The 21,858-nt window shown below is 57.9% G+C and carries 19 protein-coding genes, 3 tRNA genes and 2 rRNA genes; 18 read left to right on the forward strand and 6 right to left on the reverse strand.

The genetic code is table 11. The annotated features are described in order from the left end of the window. Nucleotides 1-41 precede the first annotated feature (41 nt). The 14 genes from recF (at nt 42) to rrf (HXO69_RS00070) (ending at nt 12,564) form a co-directional block, all read left to right on the forward strand. The gene (gene recF / locus HXO69_RS00005; protein WP_311448647.1) at nt 42-1,271 is read left to right on the forward strand and encodes a DNA replication/repair protein RecF; all 1,230 of its coding nucleotides are present in this window, start codon (nt 42-44) and stop codon (nt 1,269-1,271) included. Nucleotides 1,272-1,353: 82 nt separating this feature from the next. Continuing rightward, nucleotides 1,354-1,944 (forward strand): DUF721 domain-containing protein, encoded by a 591-nt coding sequence (locus HXO69_RS00010; protein WP_369825420.1) that lies wholly within the window; start codon nt 1,354-1,356, stop codon nt 1,942-1,944. 443 nt (nt 1,945-2,387) lie between these two features. Further along, entirely contained in the window at nt 2,388-4,418 is a 2,031-nt protein-coding gene (gene gyrB / locus HXO69_RS00015; RefSeq protein WP_296544567.1) for a DNA topoisomerase (ATP-hydrolyzing) subunit B, read from the forward strand. Between the two features lie 79 nt (nt 4,419-4,497). Then, on the forward strand, nt 4,498-7,128 hold the full coding sequence (gene gyrA, locus HXO69_RS00020; protein ID WP_296544569.1) for a DNA gyrase subunit A: 2,631 nt from the start codon (nt 4,498-4,500) through the stop codon (nt 7,126-7,128). Beyond that, nucleotides 7,128-7,724, forward strand: a complete 597-nt coding sequence (locus HXO69_RS00025; RefSeq protein ID WP_005508012.1) for a DUF3566 domain-containing protein — start codon at nt 7,128-7,130, stop codon at nt 7,722-7,724. Before gyrA ends, HXO69_RS00025 begins: the two co-directional genes overlap by 1 nt. 185 nt (nt 7,725-7,909) lie before the next feature. After that, nucleotides 7,910-7,983, forward strand: a tRNA-Ile gene (locus tag HXO69_RS00030). Nucleotides 7,984-8,127: 144 nt separating this feature from the next. After that, nucleotides 8,128-8,200, forward strand: a tRNA-Ala gene (locus HXO69_RS00035). Between the two features lie 3 nt (nt 8,201-8,203). Then, nucleotides 8,204-8,320, forward strand: a 5S ribosomal RNA gene (gene rrf / locus HXO69_RS00040). Between the two features lie 525 nt (nt 8,321-8,845). Beyond that, complete coding sequence (locus HXO69_RS00045) at nt 8,846-10,072, forward strand: inorganic phosphate transporter (RefSeq protein WP_070604199.1); 1,227 nt, start codon at nt 8,846-8,848, stop codon at nt 10,070-10,072. Between the two features lie 14 nt (nt 10,073-10,086). Beyond that, nucleotides 10,087-10,380: a hypothetical protein gene (locus HXO69_RS00050; protein ID WP_065423854.1), complete on the forward strand. Its 294-nt coding sequence runs from the start codon at nt 10,087-10,089 to the stop codon at nt 10,378-10,380. Between the two features lie 50 nt (nt 10,381-10,430). Next, the gene (locus HXO69_RS00055; protein WP_070737427.1) at nt 10,431-10,883 is read left to right on the forward strand and encodes a DUF3349 domain-containing protein; all 453 of its coding nucleotides are present in this window, start codon (nt 10,431-10,433) and stop codon (nt 10,881-10,883) included. A gap of 204 nt (nt 10,884-11,087) precedes the next feature. Next, complete coding sequence (locus HXO69_RS00060; protein ID WP_296544571.1) at nt 11,088-12,281, forward strand: acetamidase; 1,194 nt, start codon at nt 11,088-11,090, stop codon at nt 12,279-12,281. Nucleotides 12,282-12,371: 90 nt separating this feature from the next. Continuing rightward, nucleotides 12,372-12,444 (forward strand) — tRNA-Ala (locus HXO69_RS00065). 3 nt (nt 12,445-12,447) lie between these two features. Then, a 5S ribosomal RNA gene (rrf, locus tag HXO69_RS00070) occupies nt 12,448-12,564 on the forward strand. Between the two features lie 255 nt (nt 12,565-12,819). On the opposite strand, the gene HXO69_RS00075 is transcribed toward rrf (HXO69_RS00070), so the two are convergent. Further along, nucleotides 12,820-13,155, reverse strand: a complete 336-nt coding sequence (locus HXO69_RS00075) for a hypothetical protein (RefSeq protein WP_049345994.1) — start codon at nt 13,153-13,155, stop codon at nt 12,820-12,822. Nucleotides 13,156-13,328: 173 nt separating this feature from the next. Here HXO69_RS00075 and HXO69_RS00080 point away from each other — a divergent pair, with 173 nt between their 5' ends. The 3 genes from HXO69_RS00080 (at nt 13,329) to HXO69_RS00090 (ending at nt 15,734) form a co-directional block, all read left to right on the forward strand. Then, complete coding sequence (locus tag HXO69_RS00080) at nt 13,329-13,856, forward strand: peptidylprolyl isomerase (RefSeq protein WP_049352247.1); 528 nt, start codon at nt 13,329-13,331, stop codon at nt 13,854-13,856. Nucleotides 13,857-14,028: 172 nt separating this feature from the next. Further along, nucleotides 14,029-14,856 carry a rhomboid family intramembrane serine protease gene (locus HXO69_RS00085; protein ID WP_296544573.1) on the forward strand — a complete coding sequence of 276 codons (828 nt, stop codon included), beginning with the start codon at nt 14,029-14,031 and terminating at the stop codon, nt 14,854-14,856. A 56-nt stretch (nt 14,857-14,912) separates the two neighbouring features. Continuing rightward, nucleotides 14,913-15,734: a rhomboid family intramembrane serine protease gene (locus HXO69_RS00090; RefSeq protein WP_296544574.1), complete on the forward strand. Its 822-nt coding sequence runs from the start codon at nt 14,913-14,915 to the stop codon at nt 15,732-15,734. 343 nt (nt 15,735-16,077) lie between these two features. Here HXO69_RS00090 and HXO69_RS00095 read toward each other — a convergent pair whose 3' ends face one another. The 5 genes from HXO69_RS00095 to HXO69_RS00115 all read right to left on the reverse strand — a co-directional run bounded on the left by HXO69_RS00095 (nt 16,078) and on the right by HXO69_RS00115 (nt 20,586). After that, nucleotides 16,078-16,896, reverse strand: a complete 819-nt coding sequence (locus HXO69_RS00095) for a shikimate 5-dehydrogenase (RefSeq protein ID WP_049326840.1) — start codon at nt 16,894-16,896, stop codon at nt 16,078-16,080. 1 nt (nt 16,897) lies between these two features. Further along, nucleotides 16,898-17,218, reverse strand: a complete 321-nt coding sequence (locus tag HXO69_RS00100) for a glutaredoxin domain-containing protein (RefSeq protein WP_005508005.1) — start codon at nt 17,216-17,218, stop codon at nt 16,898-16,900. 480 nt (nt 17,219-17,698) lie between these two features. Next, nucleotides 17,699-17,863 (reverse strand): ribosome recycling factor, encoded by a 165-nt coding sequence (locus HXO69_RS00105; protein WP_294627303.1) that lies wholly within the window; start codon nt 17,861-17,863, stop codon nt 17,699-17,701. A gap of 433 nt (nt 17,864-18,296) precedes the next feature. Continuing rightward, a complete protein-coding gene (locus HXO69_RS00110) occupies nt 18,297-19,694 on the reverse strand; it encodes a galactokinase family protein (protein ID WP_296544579.1) in 1,398 nt (465 codons plus the stop codon). A 289-nt stretch (nt 19,695-19,983) separates the two neighbouring features. Continuing rightward, complete coding sequence (locus tag HXO69_RS00115; RefSeq protein ID WP_049350255.1) at nt 19,984-20,586, reverse strand: TetR/AcrR family transcriptional regulator; 603 nt, start codon at nt 20,584-20,586, stop codon at nt 19,984-19,986. Between the two features lie 292 nt (nt 20,587-20,878). Between HXO69_RS00115 and HXO69_RS00120 the strand changes: the two genes are divergently transcribed. Then, nucleotides 20,879-21,829 carry a biotin synthase gene (locus tag HXO69_RS00120; RefSeq protein WP_296544582.1) on the forward strand — a complete coding sequence of 317 codons (951 nt, stop codon included), beginning with the start codon at nt 20,879-20,881 and terminating at the stop codon, nt 21,827-21,829. Nucleotides 21,830-21,858: the final 29 nt, after the last annotated feature.

Consider the following 21,858-nt stretch of genomic DNA (forward strand, 5'->3'; position numbering starts at 1 on the left):
CACCCATCCCCCAACCGAACCGCACGAAAGGAGCTGCACCGGTGTATATCGACCATATTTCGTTGTTGGATTACCGCACCTACGCTCTGCTGAGCTTGCCTCTTTCGGCGGGAGTCACGGTTTTTCTGGGCTCTAACGGTGTGGGTAAAACCAATATTGTTGAGGCGATTGACTATGCGGCGTCTCTGTCTTCGCACCGCGTGAGCCATGACGGGCCGCTGGTGCGGATGGGGGCTTCGCGCGCCTATATTCGCACCCGTACGGTGCGCGGTTCGCAGCAGACGGTGACGGAGTTTGAGATTGCTCCGGGGCAGAGTAACCGCGTGCGCATTAATCGTGCCGCGCCGGTGCGTGCCAAGGAGGCGCTGGGTATTGCCCGCACGGTGCTGTTCTCTCCGGAGGATTTGCAGCTGGTGAAGGGCGATCCGGCGGGTCGTCGCCGTTTTGTGGATGAGCTGGCGACCTCTTTGCGTCCGGTGGTTGCCGGCTACCGTAGCGAGTATGAGCGGATTTTGCGTCAGCGTAATTCGCTGCTGAAGTCCATGCAGCGTAAGGCGCGGGACGAGAACGCTTTGAGTACCCTGTCGGTGTGGGATGAGCAGCTATCGACCCTGGGTGCCCAGCTGCTTTCTGCGCGTTTTCGTCTGCTGCAGCGCTTTCTGCCGCAGCTTCGCCGCGCCTATGCGGGGTTGACGGACGGCTCAAAGGAAGTCGGTTTCAACTACGAGTCGACTGTTTTTTCGAGCATGGGCGAGCGCTCAATCGAGCACGCGGCACTGATGCGCATTGAGGACCTCAAGGAGGCTTTGATGCGTGGTTTTGCGGAGCGTCGGAGCGATGAGATTGAGCGCGGCGTGACTCTGGTGGGTCCGCATCGTGAGGATATTACTCTGCTGCTGGGCGGCATGCCGGTGAAGCATTTCGCGTCGCACGGCGAGAGCTGGTCTTTTGCTCTGGCGCTGAAGCTGGCGTCCTGGTTTGTGCATGTCGAGGATGATTCCTCAGCGGGTTCTTCGCCGATTCTGATTCTTGATGATGTGTTTGCGGAGCTGGATTCTGCGCGCCGCCACCGCCTGGGCGCGATGGTTGCTGATGCGGAGCAGGTGCTCATTACCTGCGCGGTGCTGAGTGATATTCCGGAGGAGCTAGGTGACTACCGCCTGGTGTCGGTGACGGCGGGTCATGCCGAGTATGTGCAGCCTGCCGTTGCTACTGCAGATAGCGAGGGGTCGACTGCATCGGCGCTCGCGGAGGGTGGCGGCGATGAGTAACCCCGCCCGCCCTCAAAACCATGTTTCACGTGAAACATTCGACGAGTTTGCGGAACCGCAAAACCCGCGCGAGGTTGATAGCGTGGGCGAGTTCTATCGCGACGAGGTGGACGCCCCCTCCGCCCTACTGACCCGTATGCGCGTGGCGGCTCAGGAACGTGGCGAAGCGCCTCTCAACGCCTTCTCTGCGAATAAAATCATGCGCGATTTCGGTGCGGTCATGTCCGGCACCGCCTCGAAGAAGAAATCACGGCGAGCGCAGGGCTGGGACCCCCGCGTGATGGGTGGCTATAGTGGCCCCGGAGAGAGCTCTCGCGACCCTAAACCCCTCGGTGGCATCGTTAGTGCCCTGATTCGCTCTCGCGGCTGGAAAGAGCCCGTGGCGGTCTCTAGCGTGCTGGCGCGTTGGGCTGAGCTTGTGGGCCCCGAAATCGCCGCGCATACCCGCCCGATCAGCTTCGAAAACTCCATCGTTGAAGTCCAGTGCGACTCTACCGCCTGGACCACGCAGCTGCGTCTGATGCATGGGCACCTTATCGAACTTTTCCGCAGGGAACTGGGCGAGGGTGTCGTAGCTCAGGTCCGCGTGTTGGGCCCGAATAACGGTCGCTGGAGTCAGCGAGGCTATCGGCGCGCCACCGGCATGCGCGGTGTGCGCGATACCTACGGGTAGGCGCATCGCGTCGCTGCGTCGCATTGCCACGGCGGGAAACTGAGACATTGGGGGCGTTGTATGAAACGTGCCCCTTTTCTGCACCTCATGATTTTCTGCACGCTATGAAAGCTTTAGAATCGCCGGCAACCTCCACGAAGTGGTGAACCGTACCCCCTATCTCAAAAGGGGGTTGAAACACTCTAAACCGCCTTTGCGGGCTTTTGAGCGGGTGGTGGCGCCCAAAAAAGCTCAATATGTGACGTATGTAGATGGTTTTATGCTCTCTTGCTCGGTAAAATAAAAGAGACAATGCGTAAAGTGTGCCCACCTATGGGCACCACCGGCAACGCGGGTTGTGCAGGCGCTATCTGGTGCCCTTCGTGAGGCGTTCTAGGCTCCCCTCTGGGCTGCCCGCAGTTCTTCTTCGCCGGTTGCATCATCTACTCAAGGAGTTCTGCCTCGTGGCATCTGAACAGAATGCATCTGAACAGCAGCATGAATACGGTGCATCCGATATTACCGTGCTGGAAGGTCTGGAAGCGGTTCGCAAGCGCCCCGGCATGTACATTGGCTCGACCACTGAGCGCGGTCTGCACCACCTGGTCTACGAGGTTGTAGATAACTCGGTCGATGAGGCGCTCGCCGGCTACGCCTCCGAAATTGACGTGACCATTCAGGCTGACGGCTCCGTCCGCGTGAAGGACGACGGCCGCGGTATCCCCGTGGATGAGCACCCCACCGAGCACAAGTCCACCGTTGAGGTTGTCATGACCGTGCTGCACGCTGGCGGTAAGTTCGGCGGCGGCGGCTACTCGGTCTCCGGTGGTCTGCACGGCGTGGGTATCTCCGTGGTGAACGCGCTGTCTACCCGCGTGATTACCGAGGTGCACCGCCAGGGCTACGCATGGCATATTTCCTTCTCGAACGGTGGCGTGCCGGACGGCCCTCTGCGTCGCGGCGAGCCCTCCGATAAGACCGGCACGATTCAGACGTTCTACCCGGACCCGGAGATTTTTGAGACCGTCGAGTTCGACTTTGAGACTCTGCGCGCTCGCTTCCAGCAGATGGCGTTCCTGAACAAGGGCCTGACCATCACCCTGACCGATGAGCGCGAGAAGTTCACCGGTGACGAGGTTGCTGAAGAGGAGAAGGAAAACGTCCTCAACCGCGTGCGTGCGAACGCTGACGGTTTCACGACCGTTACTTACCGTTACGACAACGGCCTGTTTGACTACGTACACTTCCTCAACGCTGGCGCGAAGACCATCGTGAACGAGGAGATCGTCTCCTTTGAGTCCGAAGACACTGAGCGCAACATGAGCCTGGAAGTGGCGATGCAGTGGACCGGCGCCTATAAGGAGTCCGTCTACTCCTACGCGAACACGATTAACACCCACGAGGGCGGTACTCACGAAGAGGGTTTCCGTGCCGCTCTGACCTCGCTGGTGAACCGTTACGCGCGTGAGAACAAGCTGTTGCGCGATAAGGACGATAACCTCACCGGCGAAGACGTGCGTGAGGGTCTGACCGCGGTGATTTCGATTAAGATTTCCGAGCCTCAGTTCGAGGGTCAGACCAAGACCAAGCTGGGTAACTCGGAGGCTAAGTCCTTCACCCAGCGTGAGGTGAACGATCACCTCGGCGACTGGTTCGGTCGTAACCCCGCGGTGGCGAAGGACATTGTGCGTCGCGCAATCACCGCCGCTCAGGCGCGTATTGCAGCCCGTAAGGCACGCGAGACGACCCGCCGTAAGGGCCTGCTGGAGACCAGCTCGATGCCCGGTAAGCTCAAGGACTGCTCCTCGAAGGATCCGTCGATCTCTGAGATTTACCTGGTGGAGGGTGACTCCGCGGGTGGTTCGGCTGTTCAGGGTCGTGACCCGAATACTCAGGCTATTCTGCCGCTGCGCGGTAAGATCCTGAACGTTGAGCGCGCTCGTCTGGACCGTGCCCTGTCCAACGCTGAAATTCAGGCGATGATTACCGCTTTTGGTACCGGCATTGGTGATGACTTCGATATTGAGAAGGCACGCTACCACAAGATTGTTCTGATGGCGGATGCGGACGTCGACGGCCAGCACATTACGACTCTGCTGCTGACTCTGCTCTTCCGCTTTATGCGTCCGCTGATTGAGGCGGGTTATGTGTACCTGGCTCAGCCGCCGCTGTACCGCATCAAGTGGTCGAACGCTCCGCACGACTACGTGTACTCGGATGCTGAGCGTGACGAGGCTCTGGCTCGTGGCGCGGCAAAGAACCTGCGCCTGCCCAAGGACAACGGTATTCAGCGTTACAAGGGTCTGGGCGAGATGGACTACACCGAGCTGTGGGATACCACCATGGACCCGGCTCGCCGCACCCTGCTGCAGGTGAAGATGGAAGACGCAGCGGCGGCTGACCAGATCTTCTCTGTTCTGATGGGCGAGGACGTTGAGGCTCGCCGTGAGTTTATCCAGCAGAACGCAAAGGACATTCGATTCCTCGATATCTAGCCCGAAGCGGCATATATCCCGTATGGAATATGCCAAATGAGCTATATAGCCGAGCGAGTCATTGAGGAATGAGAAAGTAATGAGCGAAGAACAGCAGAATAAATCCACTGAGGTTGACGTCGTCAGCAACGGTGGCACTGAAAGCGTAGACCACCACGGTCACATTGAACAGGTGGACCTGCAGACCGAAATGCAGCGTTCCTACCTGGACTACGCAATGGCGGTTATTATTGGCCGCGCCCTGCCGGATGTGCGTGACGGCCTCAAGCCCGTGCACCGCCGCGTGATCTACGCGATGTACGACGGCGGCTACCGCCCGGACCGATCCTTCAATAAGTGTGCCCGCGTGGTTGGCGACGTGATGGGTCAGTTCCACCCCCACGGCGATAGCGCTATCTACGACACTCTGGTGCGTCTGATTCAGAGCTGGATTATGCGTTACCCGCTGGCTCTGGGTCAGGGTAACTTCGGCTCCCCCGGTAACGACGGTGCCGCAGCGCCTCGATACACCGAGACCAAGATGGCTCCCATTGCCCTTGAGATGGTGCGTGACATCAACGAAGACACCGTTGATTTCCAGCCCAACTACGACGGCAAGTCCCTGGAGCCTACCGTTTTGCCCGCGCGCATCCCGAACCTGTTGGTCAACGGTTCTTCGGGTATTGCTGTGGGTATGGCGACCAATATTCCGCCGCATAACCTGCGTGAGGTTGCCGAGGGCGTGGAGTGGTTCCTGAAGAATCCGCACGCCACCAATGAGGAGCTGCTGAGCGCGCTGATGGCGCGCATTAAGGGCCCCGATTTCCCGACCGGTGCACAGATTCTGGGCACCAAGGGCATTGAGGACGCGTACCGTACTGGCCGTGGCTCTATCACCATGCGCGCGGTGGTCAACGTGGAGGAAATCCACGGTCGTACCTGCCTGGTGGTTACCGAGCTGCCGTACCAGGCGAACCCGGATAACCTGGCGATTAAGATTGCTGAGCTCATCAAGGACGGTAAGGTCACCGGCATTGCGGATTTGCGCGATGAGACTTCGGGTCGTACCGGTCAGCGTCTGGTGATTGTGCTCAAGCGTGATGCTTCCCCGAAGGTTGTGCTGAACAACCTGTACAAGCACACCCAGCTGCAGGAGAACTTCTCCGCGAATATGCTCGCCATTGTGGATGGCGTGCCGCGTACCCTGTCCCTGGATGCGTTTGTGCGTCACTGGGTGGACCACCAGATGGACGTTATCGTTCGTCGTACCCGTTACCGTCTGCGTCAGGCGGAGGAAGAGGCGCACATCCTGCGCGGCCTGCTGAAGGCTCTGGATGCTCTGGATGAGGTTATTGCCCTGATCCGCCGCTCCCCCACCGCTGATGAGGCGCGTAGCGGCCTGATGGAGTTCCTGCAGATTGATGAGGCTCAGGCTCAGGCAATTCTGAACATGCAGCTGCGTCGTCTGGCCGCTCTGGAGCGTCAGAAGATTCAGGATCGCCACGATGAGCTGATGCGTATGATCGCTGAGTACAACGCGATTATTGCTTCGGAGACTCGCCAGCGCGAGATTATCTCTGAGGAGCTGGGCGAGATTGTGAACCGCTACGGTGATGAGCGTCGCACCCAGATCATGTACGGCTACAACGGCGATATGTCGATGGAAGACCTCATCCCCGAGGAGGAGGTCGTGGTTACGATTACTCGCGGCGGCTACATTAAGCGCACCCGTAGCGATCAGTACCGTAGCCAGCACCGTGGCGGTAAGGGCATTAAGGGTGCCTCGCTGCGCGGTGATGACGTGGTGGAGCATTTCTTTGTGACCACTACGCACAGCTGGATTCTGTTCTTCACGAACCTGGGCCGTGTGTACCGTGCGAAGGGTTACGAGCTGCAGGAAGCTGGCCGCGATGCGAAGGGCCAGCATATTGCGAACCTGCTGGAGTTCCAGGGCGGTGAGCATATTGCTCAGGTCATGGAGCTGAAGAGCTATGAGGATGCTGAGTACCTGGTGCTTGCTACTCGCGGCGGTATGGTGAAGAAGAGCCGCCTGAGCGATTACGATACGAACCGTACTGCCGGCCTGATTGCGATTAACCTGCGTGAGGGCGATGAGGTTGTTTCGGCGTTCACCGTTTCGGCGAAGGACGACATTCTGCTGGTGTCGCGTAACGGTATGTCGTTGCGTTTCCACGCTGATGATGCGTCGCTGCGCCCGATGGGTCGTTCGACCTCGGGTGTGACCGGTATGAAGTTCCGTGACGGCGATGAGCTGATTTCTGCGAATGTGGTTACTGAGGGCTCCTTCGTCTTCGTGGTCACTGAGGGCGGTTACGCGAAGCGTACGAGCGTGGATGAGTACCGCGTGCAGGGCCGTAACGGTTTCGGCATTAAGGTTGCTAAGCTAGTTGAGGATCGTGGCGCCCTGGTGGGTGGCCTCATTGTGGATGAAGAGGACGAGGTGCTGGTGGTTATGGCCAGCGGCAAGGTCGTTCGTTCGAATGTGAATGAGGTTCCTGCGAAGGGACGCGATACTATGGGTGTTATCTTTGCAAAGCCCGGTAAGGGCGATTCTATTATTGGTGTTGCACGCAACCAGGATCGTCAGCTGGATGATAGCGACGATGAAACCACTGAGAACACCGAGGCTTCGGAGTCTTCTGAGGCGCCCGGTTCGGACAACGAGGGTGAAGCGGCGGCTGCCGATCTCACCGCTACTGGAGGTAACTAATGAGCAGCACTCCCGCGAGCTCCTCTCCTGCGTCGGCACAGCGTTCGGCGTCGGCTGGTGCATCTAAGTCTTCGGGTGCGGCTAAGGCTGGCGCGCGTCGCCCGGCTCAGGCACGTTCGGGCCAGGCCCGTCCTGGCGGTACCGCTAAGCGTCCTGCCGGTAAGCGCCCTGTGAATGCTAAGCGTCCTACTGGTTCGCGCCGTCAGCTGGTGCGTCCTGCGCCGCGTTCGAAGATTCGTCGTGCGCGTTTGGTGGTTCAGAAGGTTGATACATGGTCGGTGGCTAAGCTGATCTTCTTGCTGTCTATTGCCCTGGGTATTGTGACCGTCGTGGCGTCGGTGATTCTGTGGCTGTTCCTGCAGGCTTCTGGCGCGTTTACCGGTGTGAACCAGTTGATTAGCTCGCTGGGTACCGGTTCGACCACTGTGGATATTTCGCAGATGATTTCGCTGGGTCAGGTTGCTTTGGTGACTACTATTTTTGCTGTGGTCAACACTGTGGTCTTTACTCTGCTGGGTATGATTGGCGCGATTCTGTACAACCTGGCTGCGAAGCTGGTTGGTGGCGTGACCTTGACTCTGAGCGATGAGTCCTAGTTTGTAGCTTTTTGAGCTTTGTGTGCGGGCGGTGCCCCTCTGGATGGAGGTGGTGCCGCCCGTTCTGTATGCCTAGGAACCTCGCAACAGTAAATGTGATGCAGAACATGCTTTTTCGATTTGGTGTTACCCTCAAACACCTGTATAGTTATATCTCGTTCTACGGAAGAAATTCCGCAGAAGGAGGGCGTATAGCTCAGACGGTTAGAGCGCTTCGCTGATAACGAAGAGGTCCCAAGTTCGATTCTTGGTACGCCCACTCCACACTATGAAAGGCAATAATGAAGAAATTATTGATTCTTGCTGTTCTTTCGTGTGTCACTGTGATGGTTCTGAAAAAGTACCAGAGCAATGAAGTCGTAAAGGCTTGGAAAAATAACTAAACAGTGGTTTCCGCTGAGACGGGGGCGTGGCGCAATTGGTAGCGCATCTGCTTTGCAAGCAGAGGGTTAGGGGTTCGAGTCCCCTCGCCTCCACTTTCCGGTGATTATAGCAAGAGGGAAACGCCTGGCTCCATTCCGAACCCAGAAGCTAAGACTCTTCGCGCCGATGGTACTGCACTTTTGTGGGTGTGGGAGAGTAGGTCGTTGCCGGTTTATTTTTGAAAAAGACCCCGTATCGAAAGATACGGGGTCTTTTGTTGTATTCGCTGAAGTGATGCGGAAGGATCGGCGTGAATACCTCGCGTAGCCAGTGCGCTGCGTGCGCTGTGGATTTAGATGTGGTCCTTCGTGATACTCGAACGCATGCAGCTGTAGAAAACCCACAGGGACATCCTGCACGGGTAGTTTGGTGGCTCAAATGAGGTCTGAATAATAAAGGTGTGTCACAAAAAGAAAGCTGGGAGGTTCCTGAAAGTGAACACTTGGTGAACACACTTTAGCCTCTTGATGGATATAATCGCCCCTCTCCCCCGCACTCTCATATAAGCCACATAAACCAACTTAAGCATTCTGATAGGTGCACCCTTTTTGCCGCGGAATATCGGGATTATTGCCCCTAGAATATGGTCTCTGCGGCAAAACCCTCACGGAAACCCGCTCAATACTGTGGGTTTATCTGTTATTTCGTGTTAATTCGGAATACTTTAGATTTCGCGAAAACCGACAGATAATTTTCTTGTGACTACAGAACTCATTATTCTCGTGATCGTGGTGCTTACCGCGCTCGCCTTCGACTTTACGAATGGCTTCCACGACACCGGTAACGCGATGGCAACCTCCATTGCGACCGGTGCGCTGAAGCCTAAGACCGCCGTGGCGTTGTCTGCGTCCCTGAACCTCGTTGGCGCGTTCCTCTCTGTTGAGGTGGCGCGTTCGGTCGGTAGCGGCATCGTGAACCTGGACCGTATCGATGTAACAACGGACGGCCCGGCGCTGATGCTTATCGTCTTTACCGGTCTGGTGGGCGGCATCCTCTGGAACGTTTTGACCTGGCTTCTGGGTCTGCCCTCCTCCTCGTCGCACGCTCTGTTTGGCGGCCTGATTGGTTCGGCTATTGTCGCTATCGGCTTCGACGGCGTGCAGTGGATGGGCGTTCTGTCCAAGATTATTGTTCCCGCGGTCCTCTCCCCGGTCATTGCGGCTATTGTGGCGGCAACCGGCACCTGGCTGGTCTACCGTATTGCTGCTCCGGTGGCTGACGATCGTAAGCACGGCGGCTTCCGTAAGGGACAGGTTGCAACCGCGTCCCTGATGTCTCTGGCGCACGGTACCAACGATGCGCAGAAGACCATGGGCGTGATCTTCCTGGCTCTGGTTGCTTCGGGCACCCTGAGCAACGATGACGCAATCCCCTTCTGGGTGAAGGCTAGCTGTGCGCTCGCGATTGCTCTGGGTACTTACCTGGGCGGTTGGCGCATTATCCGCACCCTCGGTAAGGGCATCGTTGAGGTGGACACCCCGCAGGGTGTTGCTGCTGATGGTGCATCCGCCGCGATTATTCTGACCTCCTCCCACTTCGGTATGGCACTGTCCACCACTCACGTGGCATCCGGTTCGATTCTGGGTAGTGGTCTGGGCCGTAAGGGTGCTGAGGTTCGCTGGTCTGTTGCTGGCCGCATGGTGGTTGCTTGGCTGATTACCCTGCCGGCTGCCGCGATTGTGGGTGCTCTGACCTGGCTGATTGGTCACGGCCTGAACGCTCTGACCGGCACCCAGTTTGTCGGCGAAATGACCGTGTTCGCTCTGCTGGTGATCTTCTGCTTCCTGATGTGGCGTCATTCCCAGAAGGACAACATTGACGCTTCGAACGTGACTGGCGACTGGGATGAAAAGGAAGGCGCTGCAGTCACCAGCGCTGACGCATCCGCAGATCAGACTCTTGCTACTGAGAAGGCAGGTTCGTAGCCGTGGAATATCTGATGGACATTGTGAACAAGGTTATTCCGGTGCTGATTGCCGGTTTGTTCTTCGGTGCGGGCCTTCCGGCGCTGTATGCGCTGGGTCTGCGTCTGCTGGCCGGTCGTACCGAGTACACTGCGGACGGCAAGCTCGTTGAAATTGAGCCTCCGGGAACGGTGGCGAAGATTGCCGCGTCCTGCATTTTTGCTATTATCGTAGCAATCGTAATCATCGGTATTCTCTGGGTCGCTAAGGACTTTATCGACCACACTTTCGGCTGGAATATCTTCGGCGTAACCGGTGGAGGCCACTAATCCCGTGAACACTAAATTGCATATGATGACTGCTTCGAAGGAGGGGCTCGATGCCTGATAAGAGCATAATCTCTCGAGTAATCGACTGGCTGAGCGTCGGGTATCCCAAGGATGTTCCGGTGCAGGACCGCGCGGCAGTGATGGCTATTTTGAAGATGCGTCTGACCGATGAGCAGCTGCAGGAAGTTGTTCGCCAGCTCATGCAGTCTCGCGCTGCTCGTGGTGAGGCGTACGTGAGTGACCAGCGCATTAACGAGTACATTCGTCGAGTGGTGGATCATACCCCGACCCCGCAGGATATTGACCGCGTCGCTAAGATTCTTGGCGCGCACGGCTTCCTGATTGCGGAGAACCACGTGAACGAGGATGCCGAGCCTACGGCTGGCGGTACCGAGTACGTGACCTACGATGATCCGACGACCGGCGAGATTCGCATCGCTGAGTTGGCTGCTGAGTCGGCTAATATTCCGGCTCCGAACGCTACTGCTGCGCAGGACGACTAAATAGCCTGCGGTGAGAGTTGAGAACTCTCATGAATCTTGTGACCTATGGGGTGGACTGAAGTCCACCCCATAGGTTTTCTTTATGCCCTCCGATGGATGTGCCGCGGGTTGCCACCCCGCGCATAGGTGCGGGCGGTATTCTAGAGGGACTCACTCCCTCAAACTAATGGCGGGCTTTGTGCTCGCCCTAAAACTGGAGAATCTGTGTCTTCTTCACCTACTCCTGAACCCGAAAACTCTCACCTTACGTCCACTCAAGAACCCTCTCAGGGCGTTTCTGAGGCGGCACCCGTCGCCGCTGAGGAATCCTCCGCTAAGGGCTCTTCAACCCGTGTAGATGCCGCTAAAGAGGCTATTGCCGAGCAGGCGCGCCGCCTCGTGGTTCCTCGCCGTTCCCTGCTTCTGACCGGTGGCGTGATTGCTGCCGCCGGGGTGCTTGCCGCGATGCCGCAGATTGCCGCCACCGGTGTGCTGGGTGAGGACGCCGCGGTGGTGGTTTCAAACGAGAAGCTGCTGGCGCGCCGTGAGCGTCTGGTTCGCGAAAACATCGATACCCGCTACCTGAAGATTGAGTCGCTGGGGCGCATCTATGTGGGTCAGGGGCGTACTGAACAGGATCTGCGTCTGGTGGGTTCTTTCTCCCTCACGGAGGCTGCACAAGCCGATTTGACGGCGGCAGCTACGGCTCTGACGAACCTGTCTGTCTACGGTTCTTTGCACCGGCTGAGCGTCACCTATGGCGGCGTGGACTCGGCGAATGACCCGCAGAACGTTGCTAACACCGCTACGGATGCGCCGGTGGGCCCGCTGCGCGTCAATGATTCGGCAACTCTGAAGGAAGAGCAGTGGCTGAAGGTGCTGACCGCTAACGCGGCGCTGGGTACTAATGCGAGCTACGCTCAGGTGAGTCTGCTGGCGGATGAGCTGCGCCTGAACGCCGTTGTGATTGATGAGAACTATGAGTCCCTGCTGAAGCGCTTCCGTGCGCTGGCTGAGCTGGATCTGAAGAATGAGCAGGTGCAGCAGATTCACCTGAATATTCAGTTGGCTCCGAATAAGGCGCTGACCCTGCCCTCGGGTGCGCAGTCGAAGATCTCGGTGAGTGTTGCGGAGTCTTCGCGCGTGGCAACGGTTGCTGATGTGCTGTCGAAGGCCGCCACGAGAAAGGAACTGAATACCCTGGCGTCGTTCTCGCTGGTGTGGAATGCCCGTGAGGAATATCCCTCGGCGAGCCAGTGGGACGCATTCAAACTGGGCTTCAAGGCGCCGGAATCGAAGGAAGAGTCCGCGAAGGAGGCGCAACGCACCGCGGTTCGTAAGTATCTGCAGGAAGTGAACGGTCCGCTGCAGGCTCTGACGAAGCGTGAGGCGACGGTGCCGGGCGAGGTTATTTCCTAACCCTCTCGGGGTGTGATGGGTCTAACTAAAAAAATGTGCGCGAGGATTTGGTAAAGCTACAAAAGGTGTTATAGACTAGTAAAGCACCGCGGGGGCGTGGCGCAATTGGTAGCGCATCTGCTTTGCAAGCAGAGGGTTAGGGGTTCGAGTCCCCTCGCCTCCACTTTCCGGTGATTATAGCAAGAGGGAAACGCCTGGCTCCATTCCGAACCCAGAAGCTAAGACTCTTCGCGCCGATGGTACTGCACTTTTGTGGGTGTGGGAGAGTAGGTCATCGCCGGTTTATTTTTAAACCGAGAACCCCATTTCGAAAGACATGGGGTTCTTTGTGTATCCGGGAAATATCAAGGGGATACCCGGGGAAGGTTAGCGCTCTAGCTACAGCCACCTCCCCCCTCCAAAACCAAGAAAAACCCAAAACAATAGCCGCCCGCCAGAGCATTACACTCTAGCGGGCGGCTATCTTTCATAAAGCGCTCCCTCACGCCGCCAGCGGCGCCTCAGAAAGCCTTAGAGAAAAAGATACGGGGAAACACGCTTATGCGTTCTTCCAGGGATCCTCCACGGGACGAGCTGCGTTGTAAGCTGCTGCGCCTGCAACACCCAGAGCAACCAGCAGGCCCAGGAATGCCAGGCCCTTACGGGGGCGCTTGCCGCCGTTACGCTCAATACGAGCCAGTTCCTTCTCAGCGGCGCGAACGGTCTTCGCGGTAGCCTTACGAGCCTTCTTCAGAGCCTTCTTGTTGCCGGTCAGCTTCTCAGCGAACATCTCAGCGGTCTTGCCTTCCAGCGCGGACTCAACAGCAGCCAGGGAAGAGACAACAGCCTGAGCCTTAGCAGCCTTGCGTGCCTTGCGCTTCTTGCAGCAGAACATGGGGTGACCTCCATCGGTTGAAATGCGCCAGCGGCCAGAAAACGCCGCAGCGCGCGTAGTGTTCACCTCTCAGGATATTCAATTCCCGCCCAAAAAGCCCGCCCAACGGTGCGCCCGGGGCGAAAAAACATGTTAGATGGCGAATGAGCGCCGCCCCGTGCCACAATAGAGCCATGACTAATGCAACTGCTAAGGCAACTATCCACACCAACTACGGTGACATCGTCGTCGAGCTCTTCGGCAACCACGCACCGCTGACTGTTGAGAACTTCATCGGCCTCGCTGACGGCTCCCGTCAGTGGAAGCACCCCCGCACCGGTGAAATCATGAACACCCCCCTGTACAAGGACGTCGTGTTCCACCGCATCATCAAGGACTTCATGATTCAGGGTGGCGACCCCCTGGGCATGGGCGTTGGCGGCCCCGGCTACCAGTTCAAGGACGAGATTCACCCCGAGCTCTCCTTCTCCAAGCCCTACCTGCTGGCAATGGCTAACGCAGGCCCCGGCACCAACGGTTCTCAGTTCTTCATCACCACCGTTGAGACCCCCTGGCTGAACGGTCGCCACACCATCTTCGGTGAGGTTACCGACGAGGCATCCAAGAAGGTTGTTGACGCTATTGAGAGCGTTGAGACCGGCTTCCAGGACCGCCCGGTCAAGGACGTTGTCATCTCCTCGATCGACATCGAAAAGCTCTAATAAACCCCATCGGAAGGCTCATACGAGCATTCTGCTGAAGGTGTTGAGAAAACACGTATAGTTCAGGGGCCCGCCAGGATTCTTCCGGTGGGTCCCTGCGCTTATATGCCCACGCGCGCCATCCCCCGCACACCACCTTCGGATAATCCTGTACACAACCCCTGGAGGTTCAGTGGAGAACTTTCCCAACTACGCAGGCTACGGGCAGACTCCCACCGTCTGCGTCAACCACCCCAACCGCGTTAGCTACGCCCAGTGCAAGCGCTGCAACCGCACCGTCTGCGGCGAATGCCAGGTAGCGCTGGATGTGGGCATGGTCTGCCCCGACTGCTACCGCGACCTCACGGGCGGCAGCTCGAAGGCACGGGGTTCGAAAGCACAGGGCTCATTCCTGGCGCGCCACTGGCACATTACGTACACGCTCATTCTGCTGAACGTCGCGATGTACGGTCTGCAGCAGATTATCCCGAATAGGTGGATGGTCAACCACGGCATGATGTGGTGGCCCTATGTTCAGCACGGTGAATATTACCGCCTCATCAGCTACGGTTTTCTGCACTCACAAAACGACCCGATGCACCTGGTGTGGAACATGATTTACCTCTTCATCTTCGGTGTATCTCTCGAACGTATGATGGGGCGCTGGAAGTTCCTTGTGGTGTACCTGGGCTCAATCGTCTTTGGTGCCTTCGGCGTGCACGTGCTGACTCCTTCAACGAGCGTGGCGGGCGCATCAGGCGGCGTGTACGGCCTCTATGGTGCCTTCCTCGTGATCCTGCTTCTTAGGAAGCAAAAGGACACGGCGCGCCTCTTTATGCTGCTTATCGGCATTGGTGTGGTTCAGAGCTTCTTCAACCCGAATATTTCCCACGCATGCCACGCGGGTGGCTTTATCGGCGGTGTACTGCTGACCCTGCTGTTCGTCCCGTTTGTGAAGAAGCCCGAGTCCTCGGATCCGCCGCAGCAGAGCCCGCAGCAATGGCAAAACGGCAGGTACTAGCCTGAAAATCCGCAGAAAATCTTCGGAAAATCCGGCACAAAATCCTTGGAGAGGCAGTGGAGAACTTCCCCAACTATATGAACTACGGGCAGAGTCCAACGGTCTGCGTTAACCACCCCGACCGCGTCAGCTACGCCCAGTGTGGGCGCTGCAACCGCGCCGTCTGCGGCGAATGCCAGACGGCACAGGGCGCGGGTGTAGTCTGCCCCGATTGCTACCGTGACCTCAAAGGCGGTAGCTCAAAGGCGAAAGGCTCGTTCCTGGCGCGCCACTGGCATATTACGTACACGCTCATTCTGATTAACGTCGTGGTGTACGGTCTGCAACAGATTATTCCATTCCGTTGGGTGTATAACCTCGGCATGATGTCGGGTCCCCGTGTTCACAGCGGTGAGTACTACCGCCTGATTACGCACGGGTTTGTGCACTCGCAGAATGACCCGATGCACATGGTGTGGAACATGATTTATCTCTTCATCTTCGGTGTATCTCTCGAGCGCATGATGGGGCGGTGGAAGTTCCTCTTCGTATATATGGCTGCTACCTTGGGCGCTGGCCTCAGTGTGTACATCTTCGCCTACTACCGCGGCGCCGTGGGCGCATCAGGCGGCGTGTACGGCCTCTACGGTGCCTTCTTCGTCATCCTGATTCTTAGGAGGCAGAAGGACACCGCCCGCCTCTTTATTCTGCTTATCGGCATTGGTATGGTGCAGAACCTCTTCACCCCGCATATTTCCCACGCGGGACACATCGGCGGCCTTATCAGTGGCGCGCTCGCGACCTTCCTGATTCTCCCGTTCGTCAAGAAGCCCGAGTCATCTGAGTCTTCGGAACCGCCGCAGCAGGGCCTGCAGCGGTGGTTCAAGGGCAGGTATTGACCCTGAAAACCCGCGGAGATCCGCCACGGAGGCGGGTTATCCACAGCAGTTTTCCACACTGTGTATAACTACATTCGTGTAATTCCACGAGTGTGAGTACATGTTAAAAACCTGTGGATACAGGCTAAAACGACCGAATCACACGGTGTGAATTACACGGGTGTAAGAGTTTTCCCCAGATTTCTCCACAGATGTGGAAAACCTTAAGTACCAGGGTGTGTGTAATTACAAAAAATTCCGGCGCTAAGCGCCGGATAGAACAAAAAGTGCCCGGAAGGATCAACCTTCCGGGCACTTTTACGTATTGAGCCCCTCACGAGGCGAAGAAGCAGCGGGTGCGAACCTAGTTCGCCTGAGCCTCCGCCTCCTCAACCTCCTCGGGAGTGAGCTCCACACCGGTGTACAGGCGGAACTGCTCAGCAGCTTGCAGAGCAATCACCTCACCGCCGTGAATAACTTCCTTACCCGCTGCGCGAGCCGCACGAATCAGTGGAGTCTCAACGGGCATAGCCACCACGTCAAAGACCACCTGAGCCTCAGCAATAGCCTCTTCGGGGTAGGACAGCTCCTCGCTCTCCTCACCGCCAGCCATGCCAATCGGGGTCACGTTCACCAGAATCGGCGCTCGCAGGTTGCCCACCTCCGGCGCCCAAGCGTACTCGTAACGCTCCGCCAGCGCGCGACCGGTCTCCTCATTGCGGGCAATAATCATGCCCTGCGAGAAGCCCGCGTCAAAGAACGCGCCAGCCACCGCAGCCGCCATGCCGCCCGAACCGCGCAACAGGAACGGCAGAGACGGATCCACATTATGCGAACGCAGCAGCGAAGCCACCGCAATCACATCCGTGTTGTACGCCTTCAAGAAGCCGTCAGTGTTCACAATCGTGTTCACCGCACCAATGACCGCCGCCGAGTGGTCCATATCGTCCATCAGTGGGATAACAGCCTGCTTGAACGGCATCGACACCGAGCAACCGCGAATACCCAGCGCACGCACGCCGGCGATAGCGCCCTCAATATCGGTAGTGGTCATTGCCTTGTACAGGTAATCCAGACCGTGCTTCTCGTACAGGTAATTGTGGAACTTGATGCCGTGGTTCGACGGGCGACCGGACAGAGAGATGCAGACCGTCGTATCGCGGTTCAGCGCCGGGCGAGCCATCTTAAGCCTCGCCGCCAGCGTTGAGAGTGTTCTCAATCAGCTTCTTCACCTTGTTGCGGCTCACCAGGTCAGCCACCACAAAGTGGGTGTCGCCGGTGTCCACGGTGGGGACGGTCGCGTTACCGTCGTTGAGGGACTTCACGTGTGCCTCAGCCTGCGGATCCTCCCAAATGTTCACCCAGGTAGCGTGGTCGCCCAGCTCGCCCAGCTTAGAATCCAGAGCCTCGCAGTAAGGGCAGCCGGGGCGCCAGTAAATGACGACACCGCCATCCTTCATAACCTCGCGTGCCTTCTGCTGATCGGACTGCTGACGTTCAAACATAGTTCCTCCATAAACAGGGTGCTCCGCGGTCTCCAGGAGGCGCTAAAACCTGCCTGAGGGCGCAGCTCAATAAGTTGACATATCAAGCATAGCCTGAGGGTGCAGGCGCAGGGGAGAGGTCCTCATACGGCGAACGTCCGCGGCGCACTCGCCCAGAAGTCTTTACAACGGCGCTTTAACGGCATACGCCCCACACCAAGGTTGCCGGACCAATGATGCGGGGCGTATACAGTTCGCGAGAAAGCGCGAGCACTTGTGCTGAGTAAGAGTAAAAGAAGAGTGAAAACAGGCTACCCGGCGGTAGCAGAAGCTGAGCAATATGCCGAGTGAGTCAGTGAGTGAAAGAACCCAGGCGGGGCAGAACGCCCCATATATTCGAGAGAGATGTTGAGTGAAAGCCTGTAATGCAAACCCAGGGGATTGGCGCCCTACCCCATGAGGAGGCGAGGTAGGGCGCCAATCCAAAGGGAGGCAACCGCCTTACTTGCCGAACTTCTCGGTCAGCTTGGAGACGTTGTCAGTCACGACCTCTTCAACCTTGGCAATGTGCTCGTCGGTGACGACCTCCTTGCCAGCCTTCTCGTTGATGACTTCCTGAGCCTTGTCGAGGCCCTGCTCAACGGTGCCCTTGATATCGAAGCCCACGGGGGCCTCCTTTCTGCGCTGACGCGCTCTAAAGCCTCACTCTGGGTGAGGGGGTCTGCCCGGACGGGCAGAAAACTGGAGTGTGATGCTTTGGTGGACGAAACCTGCAAGCTGGGCTTGTATGTGACGGTCGAACCCAGTGTAGATGCTATCCATATGCCGGACTATGCGCATCGAAACTTTACAGCTCACGGATTGCGTCCGTCGATAAGTGTACATACCCGCGAAGGCAAGAAAAACCACCCTCGGGAAACGTGGCGAAGCTTTTAATCAACGACCAAAGAATCGTGGCTTATCAGCGCGTTATTTGAGGTGCTCAACGGAGGATTTTTGCAGAAACTCGCAGGAAACTTCCAGCTATGAATATTGTTCAAAACCCAAAAACACGCCCGTATGACACCCCGACGCTTTATGACGACCCTAGGGGACGCCCCTAAAAGACCGGAATATCCGTAGGATCCGCGCCCGCAGCCCAATCATGAGACGCCGCAAAACCAGCAACCATCGGCAAAAAACGAGGCGCCGCATAGCCGCGCACAGCATACGCAGTCGCCACCGCATCCGCGGCGGCCTCCAGCTGAGAGGTCGGAATCAGCGCCATCACCGCGCCACCAAAACCGCCACCCACAATACGGGCACCCAACGCGCCCCGATCCAGGCACACCTGCACCGCATCATCAATCTCAGGGCGAGAAACACGCAACTCATCACGCATCGACACAAACGACTCCGTGAAAATACGGCCCGCCTCCTCAAATGCCGCGAAACCAAGCTCATCAGCATGCTGCAACAGATAGCTCGCACGACCCACCAGAGTCATATCGTGGAACGCATGACGCACCCAACCACGCGGGAACGAACACGGACGACCCGCGTCCTCCAGAGCGTCCAAGGCACGATTCACCGAAGAATCCACCAAATCAGCACGCCACGCCTTCGCAGCACGCGCATCCATACCCGCACACGACAGGTCCTCCGGTAGGGCATCACGCAAAAAACGCAGACCCAAAGCATCAGCGCACGCCTCAGACGCCGCACGACGAGCCGCAAAACCACCATCCGTCAGCTCATGCGGAGTGTTCGTATCAATCACCAAAAAACTCAGGCCATGCTGAGCAATATCCACCGCAACCGGCTCAATCGAAAAATCACGAAAATCAACCACCAGAGCCTGCTCCGGATACGAACGCAACGACGCCGTCTGATCCAGGCCACCCGTATGCGCGCCAGCCATCTTATTCTCAGCCGTAATACACACCTGAGCCAGACGCGCACGCAACGCATCACTATCAGCCGGGGTAGCATCCGCCTGTGGGCACTCCTCACGCACCGGACACGAGAGCTCCAACAATGCCAACGCCGTCGAACACTCCAAAGCCGCCGAAGACGACAAACCGCCACCCACCGGAACACGAGAATTAATCAGCAGGTCAGCACCAAACTCATCGGGCAGCATAATGTCCCTGCCGCCCTCCTGATTCATCGCCCACGCAACACCCGCCACATAGGTGAACCAGCCCTTCAAATGACCCGGCTGAATATCGCGAATCACGACCGTGCGCTCATCGCCGGGCATCTGTAAAGAAGCCGCGCGCAACACACCATCACGACGCAACGCACCCGCCACATAGGTGCGGTACGGCAACGGCATCGGCAGACACGAGCCGCCCAGAAAATCAATGTACTCGCCCAAAAGATTTAGGCGCCCAGGCGCCGACCACACACCATCAGGCTCATACCCATACGCGGTAATAAACTCCTCACGCACACGCGCAATCTCCGCGCTATGGTCCGGAAGAGCCGCCCACTGGGCGGTAGCGGTCATCGACATGGAACACCTCTGATCAAGCCCCGAAAAGGGCACTAGGACGTAAACGACACCCCACCCACACCCGATACCCAACGGGCATCAGCGCAAGCACGTGTCCCCTCTAGACTAAAGCAGAGCACCAACGAACATCGACTCAGTCGCCAAACCGCACCAATTTCAGTGCGCGGCAGGGGAGAGTGGCAGTCAACGCACGGGTCGAGGTACGGGGTCGAGGCGCATGCAAAAGCCCCGCACCCCCACAAAGGGGGCACGGGGCACCATACATAACTAATAAACCAAAAGAAGGTGATTACGCATCCTGCGTATAGGGCTCCTGCACCACCATCATTGAATCAATCGCAGAGAGCAGATCCTGGCGGTAACGGTTAAACGCATTCTCAATCAGAGGAACATCGCCACTCGCCACAGCCTCCTGCGGAGAAATCAGCGGCAGAGTCTGATACTCCTCCACCAGGCTCAACGCAATATGAGTCAACAAACGAGCACGACGAAGAGCCTCCGCATGACCCAAACCAAGCGCCTGGAACTCATGAGCCATAGCCACCACCGGCTTCAACTCACGCGGGTGCAGAGTCAAACTCAAACGCACCACCTCAGGGCACTCACGAATCGGGTAGAGCAGGGAGAACAGAAGATCACCGCGGCGAATCATCGAAGCGCGAATAGCCTCCGGATTCGGCTCGGCCTCCTCAGACATCGACTTCGGGGCACGAGCCAGAATGTAATCTGCCAACAGAATCAGAAGCTGCTGCTTATTCTTCACGTGGTAGTACAGGGCGCCGGGAGCCACGTGAAGCTCCTGAGCGAGTCGGCGCATGGAAAGGTCCGCCAAACCGTAGGTCGCCAAGACCTCGTAGGCGGTATCTAGAATCTTTTCACGGGAAAGTACCACCCTTTCATTTTAGGGTGTTCAAATCTGTAACGTGAGCAAGATGCACCCCACGGCAAACAAAAACCCCACAAATACGCGGCACAAACCCAAAAACCAATGTTGATTCTCACGCGCCCGGAGCGAACGTTTCGCGTTTCATCAGCGCTTCTACCACCAAAAACACCCCAAAACACGCAGAAGCAGGGTGCCGCCCACGCTCTCGGCATAAAATCACGTCTTAAACCGCCCAAAACCGCCAAGACAGGCAAACCTCGCGGGCGCCCACCCCAAAATCAGGTGTTTAATATTCGGTATGAGCAATGCATTTTCTGAACTAATCGAGCGCGCCACCGCAGGCGAAGGCCTCAACCGCGAAGAAATCCACACCCTCCTCGTGGACGGTGAAGGCCAGGACTTCGCCCTTATTGAGGCAGCCTCCGTCGTGCGCCGCAACGAATTCCGCAACATGATTGCAATCCACACCGAAGATGAAGCACTCGCCGATGCACTCGGCACCCGCTCCATCGCCGTAGACTCCTATGAGGTGCTGGACATCTCCCGCGACATCGACTCTGAAGAGCTCGCGGCAACCATCGAACGTATTGCTGAATCCTCCGCTATCGGCGTGACCGTACTGCTGCCCGAAAACGCAGTACCCATGATGCTGATGCGCGTGCTGTCCATCCTACGCCTGGCGGCACCCGCCAAGGTCATTCACCTGCCCGAAGGCTACGAGCAGTCCCTGCGCTCGCTGACCTCCCTCGCAATGCACGTGGTCAGCGCCATCACCATTACCGACGACATTGAGCAGTGGCCCATGGTCAACGAGGTGCTCAAGGCTCTGCGCCACGGCGGCATCGTCATCTCCGGCACTGCTGGACGCGACGCCCTCGCAGGCTACCTGCGCTACCTCTCCGACCTTGGCGTGGACCTCATGGGTCACCGCGATGCACGCGGCTCCGCTTGCGGTTCGGTTGACGGTGGCGGTTGCGGCTGCGGTTCGGGTGGCTGCGGTAGCCACGAGGAGCCGGCACCTTCCGCTGGTGGTTGTGGCTGCGGCTCGGGCGGATGCGGTTCCTCCGCTGAAGCTCCCGCTGAGCCTCACGGCCACTCCCACGGCGGCGGTGGCTGTTGTGGTGGCCACGACGAGCCGAAGGAAGAAAAGGGCGGCTGTTGCGGTGGCCACGACGAGCCCGAACCGGTAGCGGAGGAAGCTCCCGCCGGTGGTTGCGGCTGCGGTGCTGGCGGTTGCGGCTCCAAGTAACCCGATAGAGGCTCTTACCCCAAGCCATA

The organism is Rothia sp. (in: high G+C Gram-positive bacteria), assembly GCF_015265375.1.
Taxonomy (GTDB): Bacteria; Actinomycetota; Actinomycetes; order Actinomycetales; family Micrococcaceae; genus Rothia.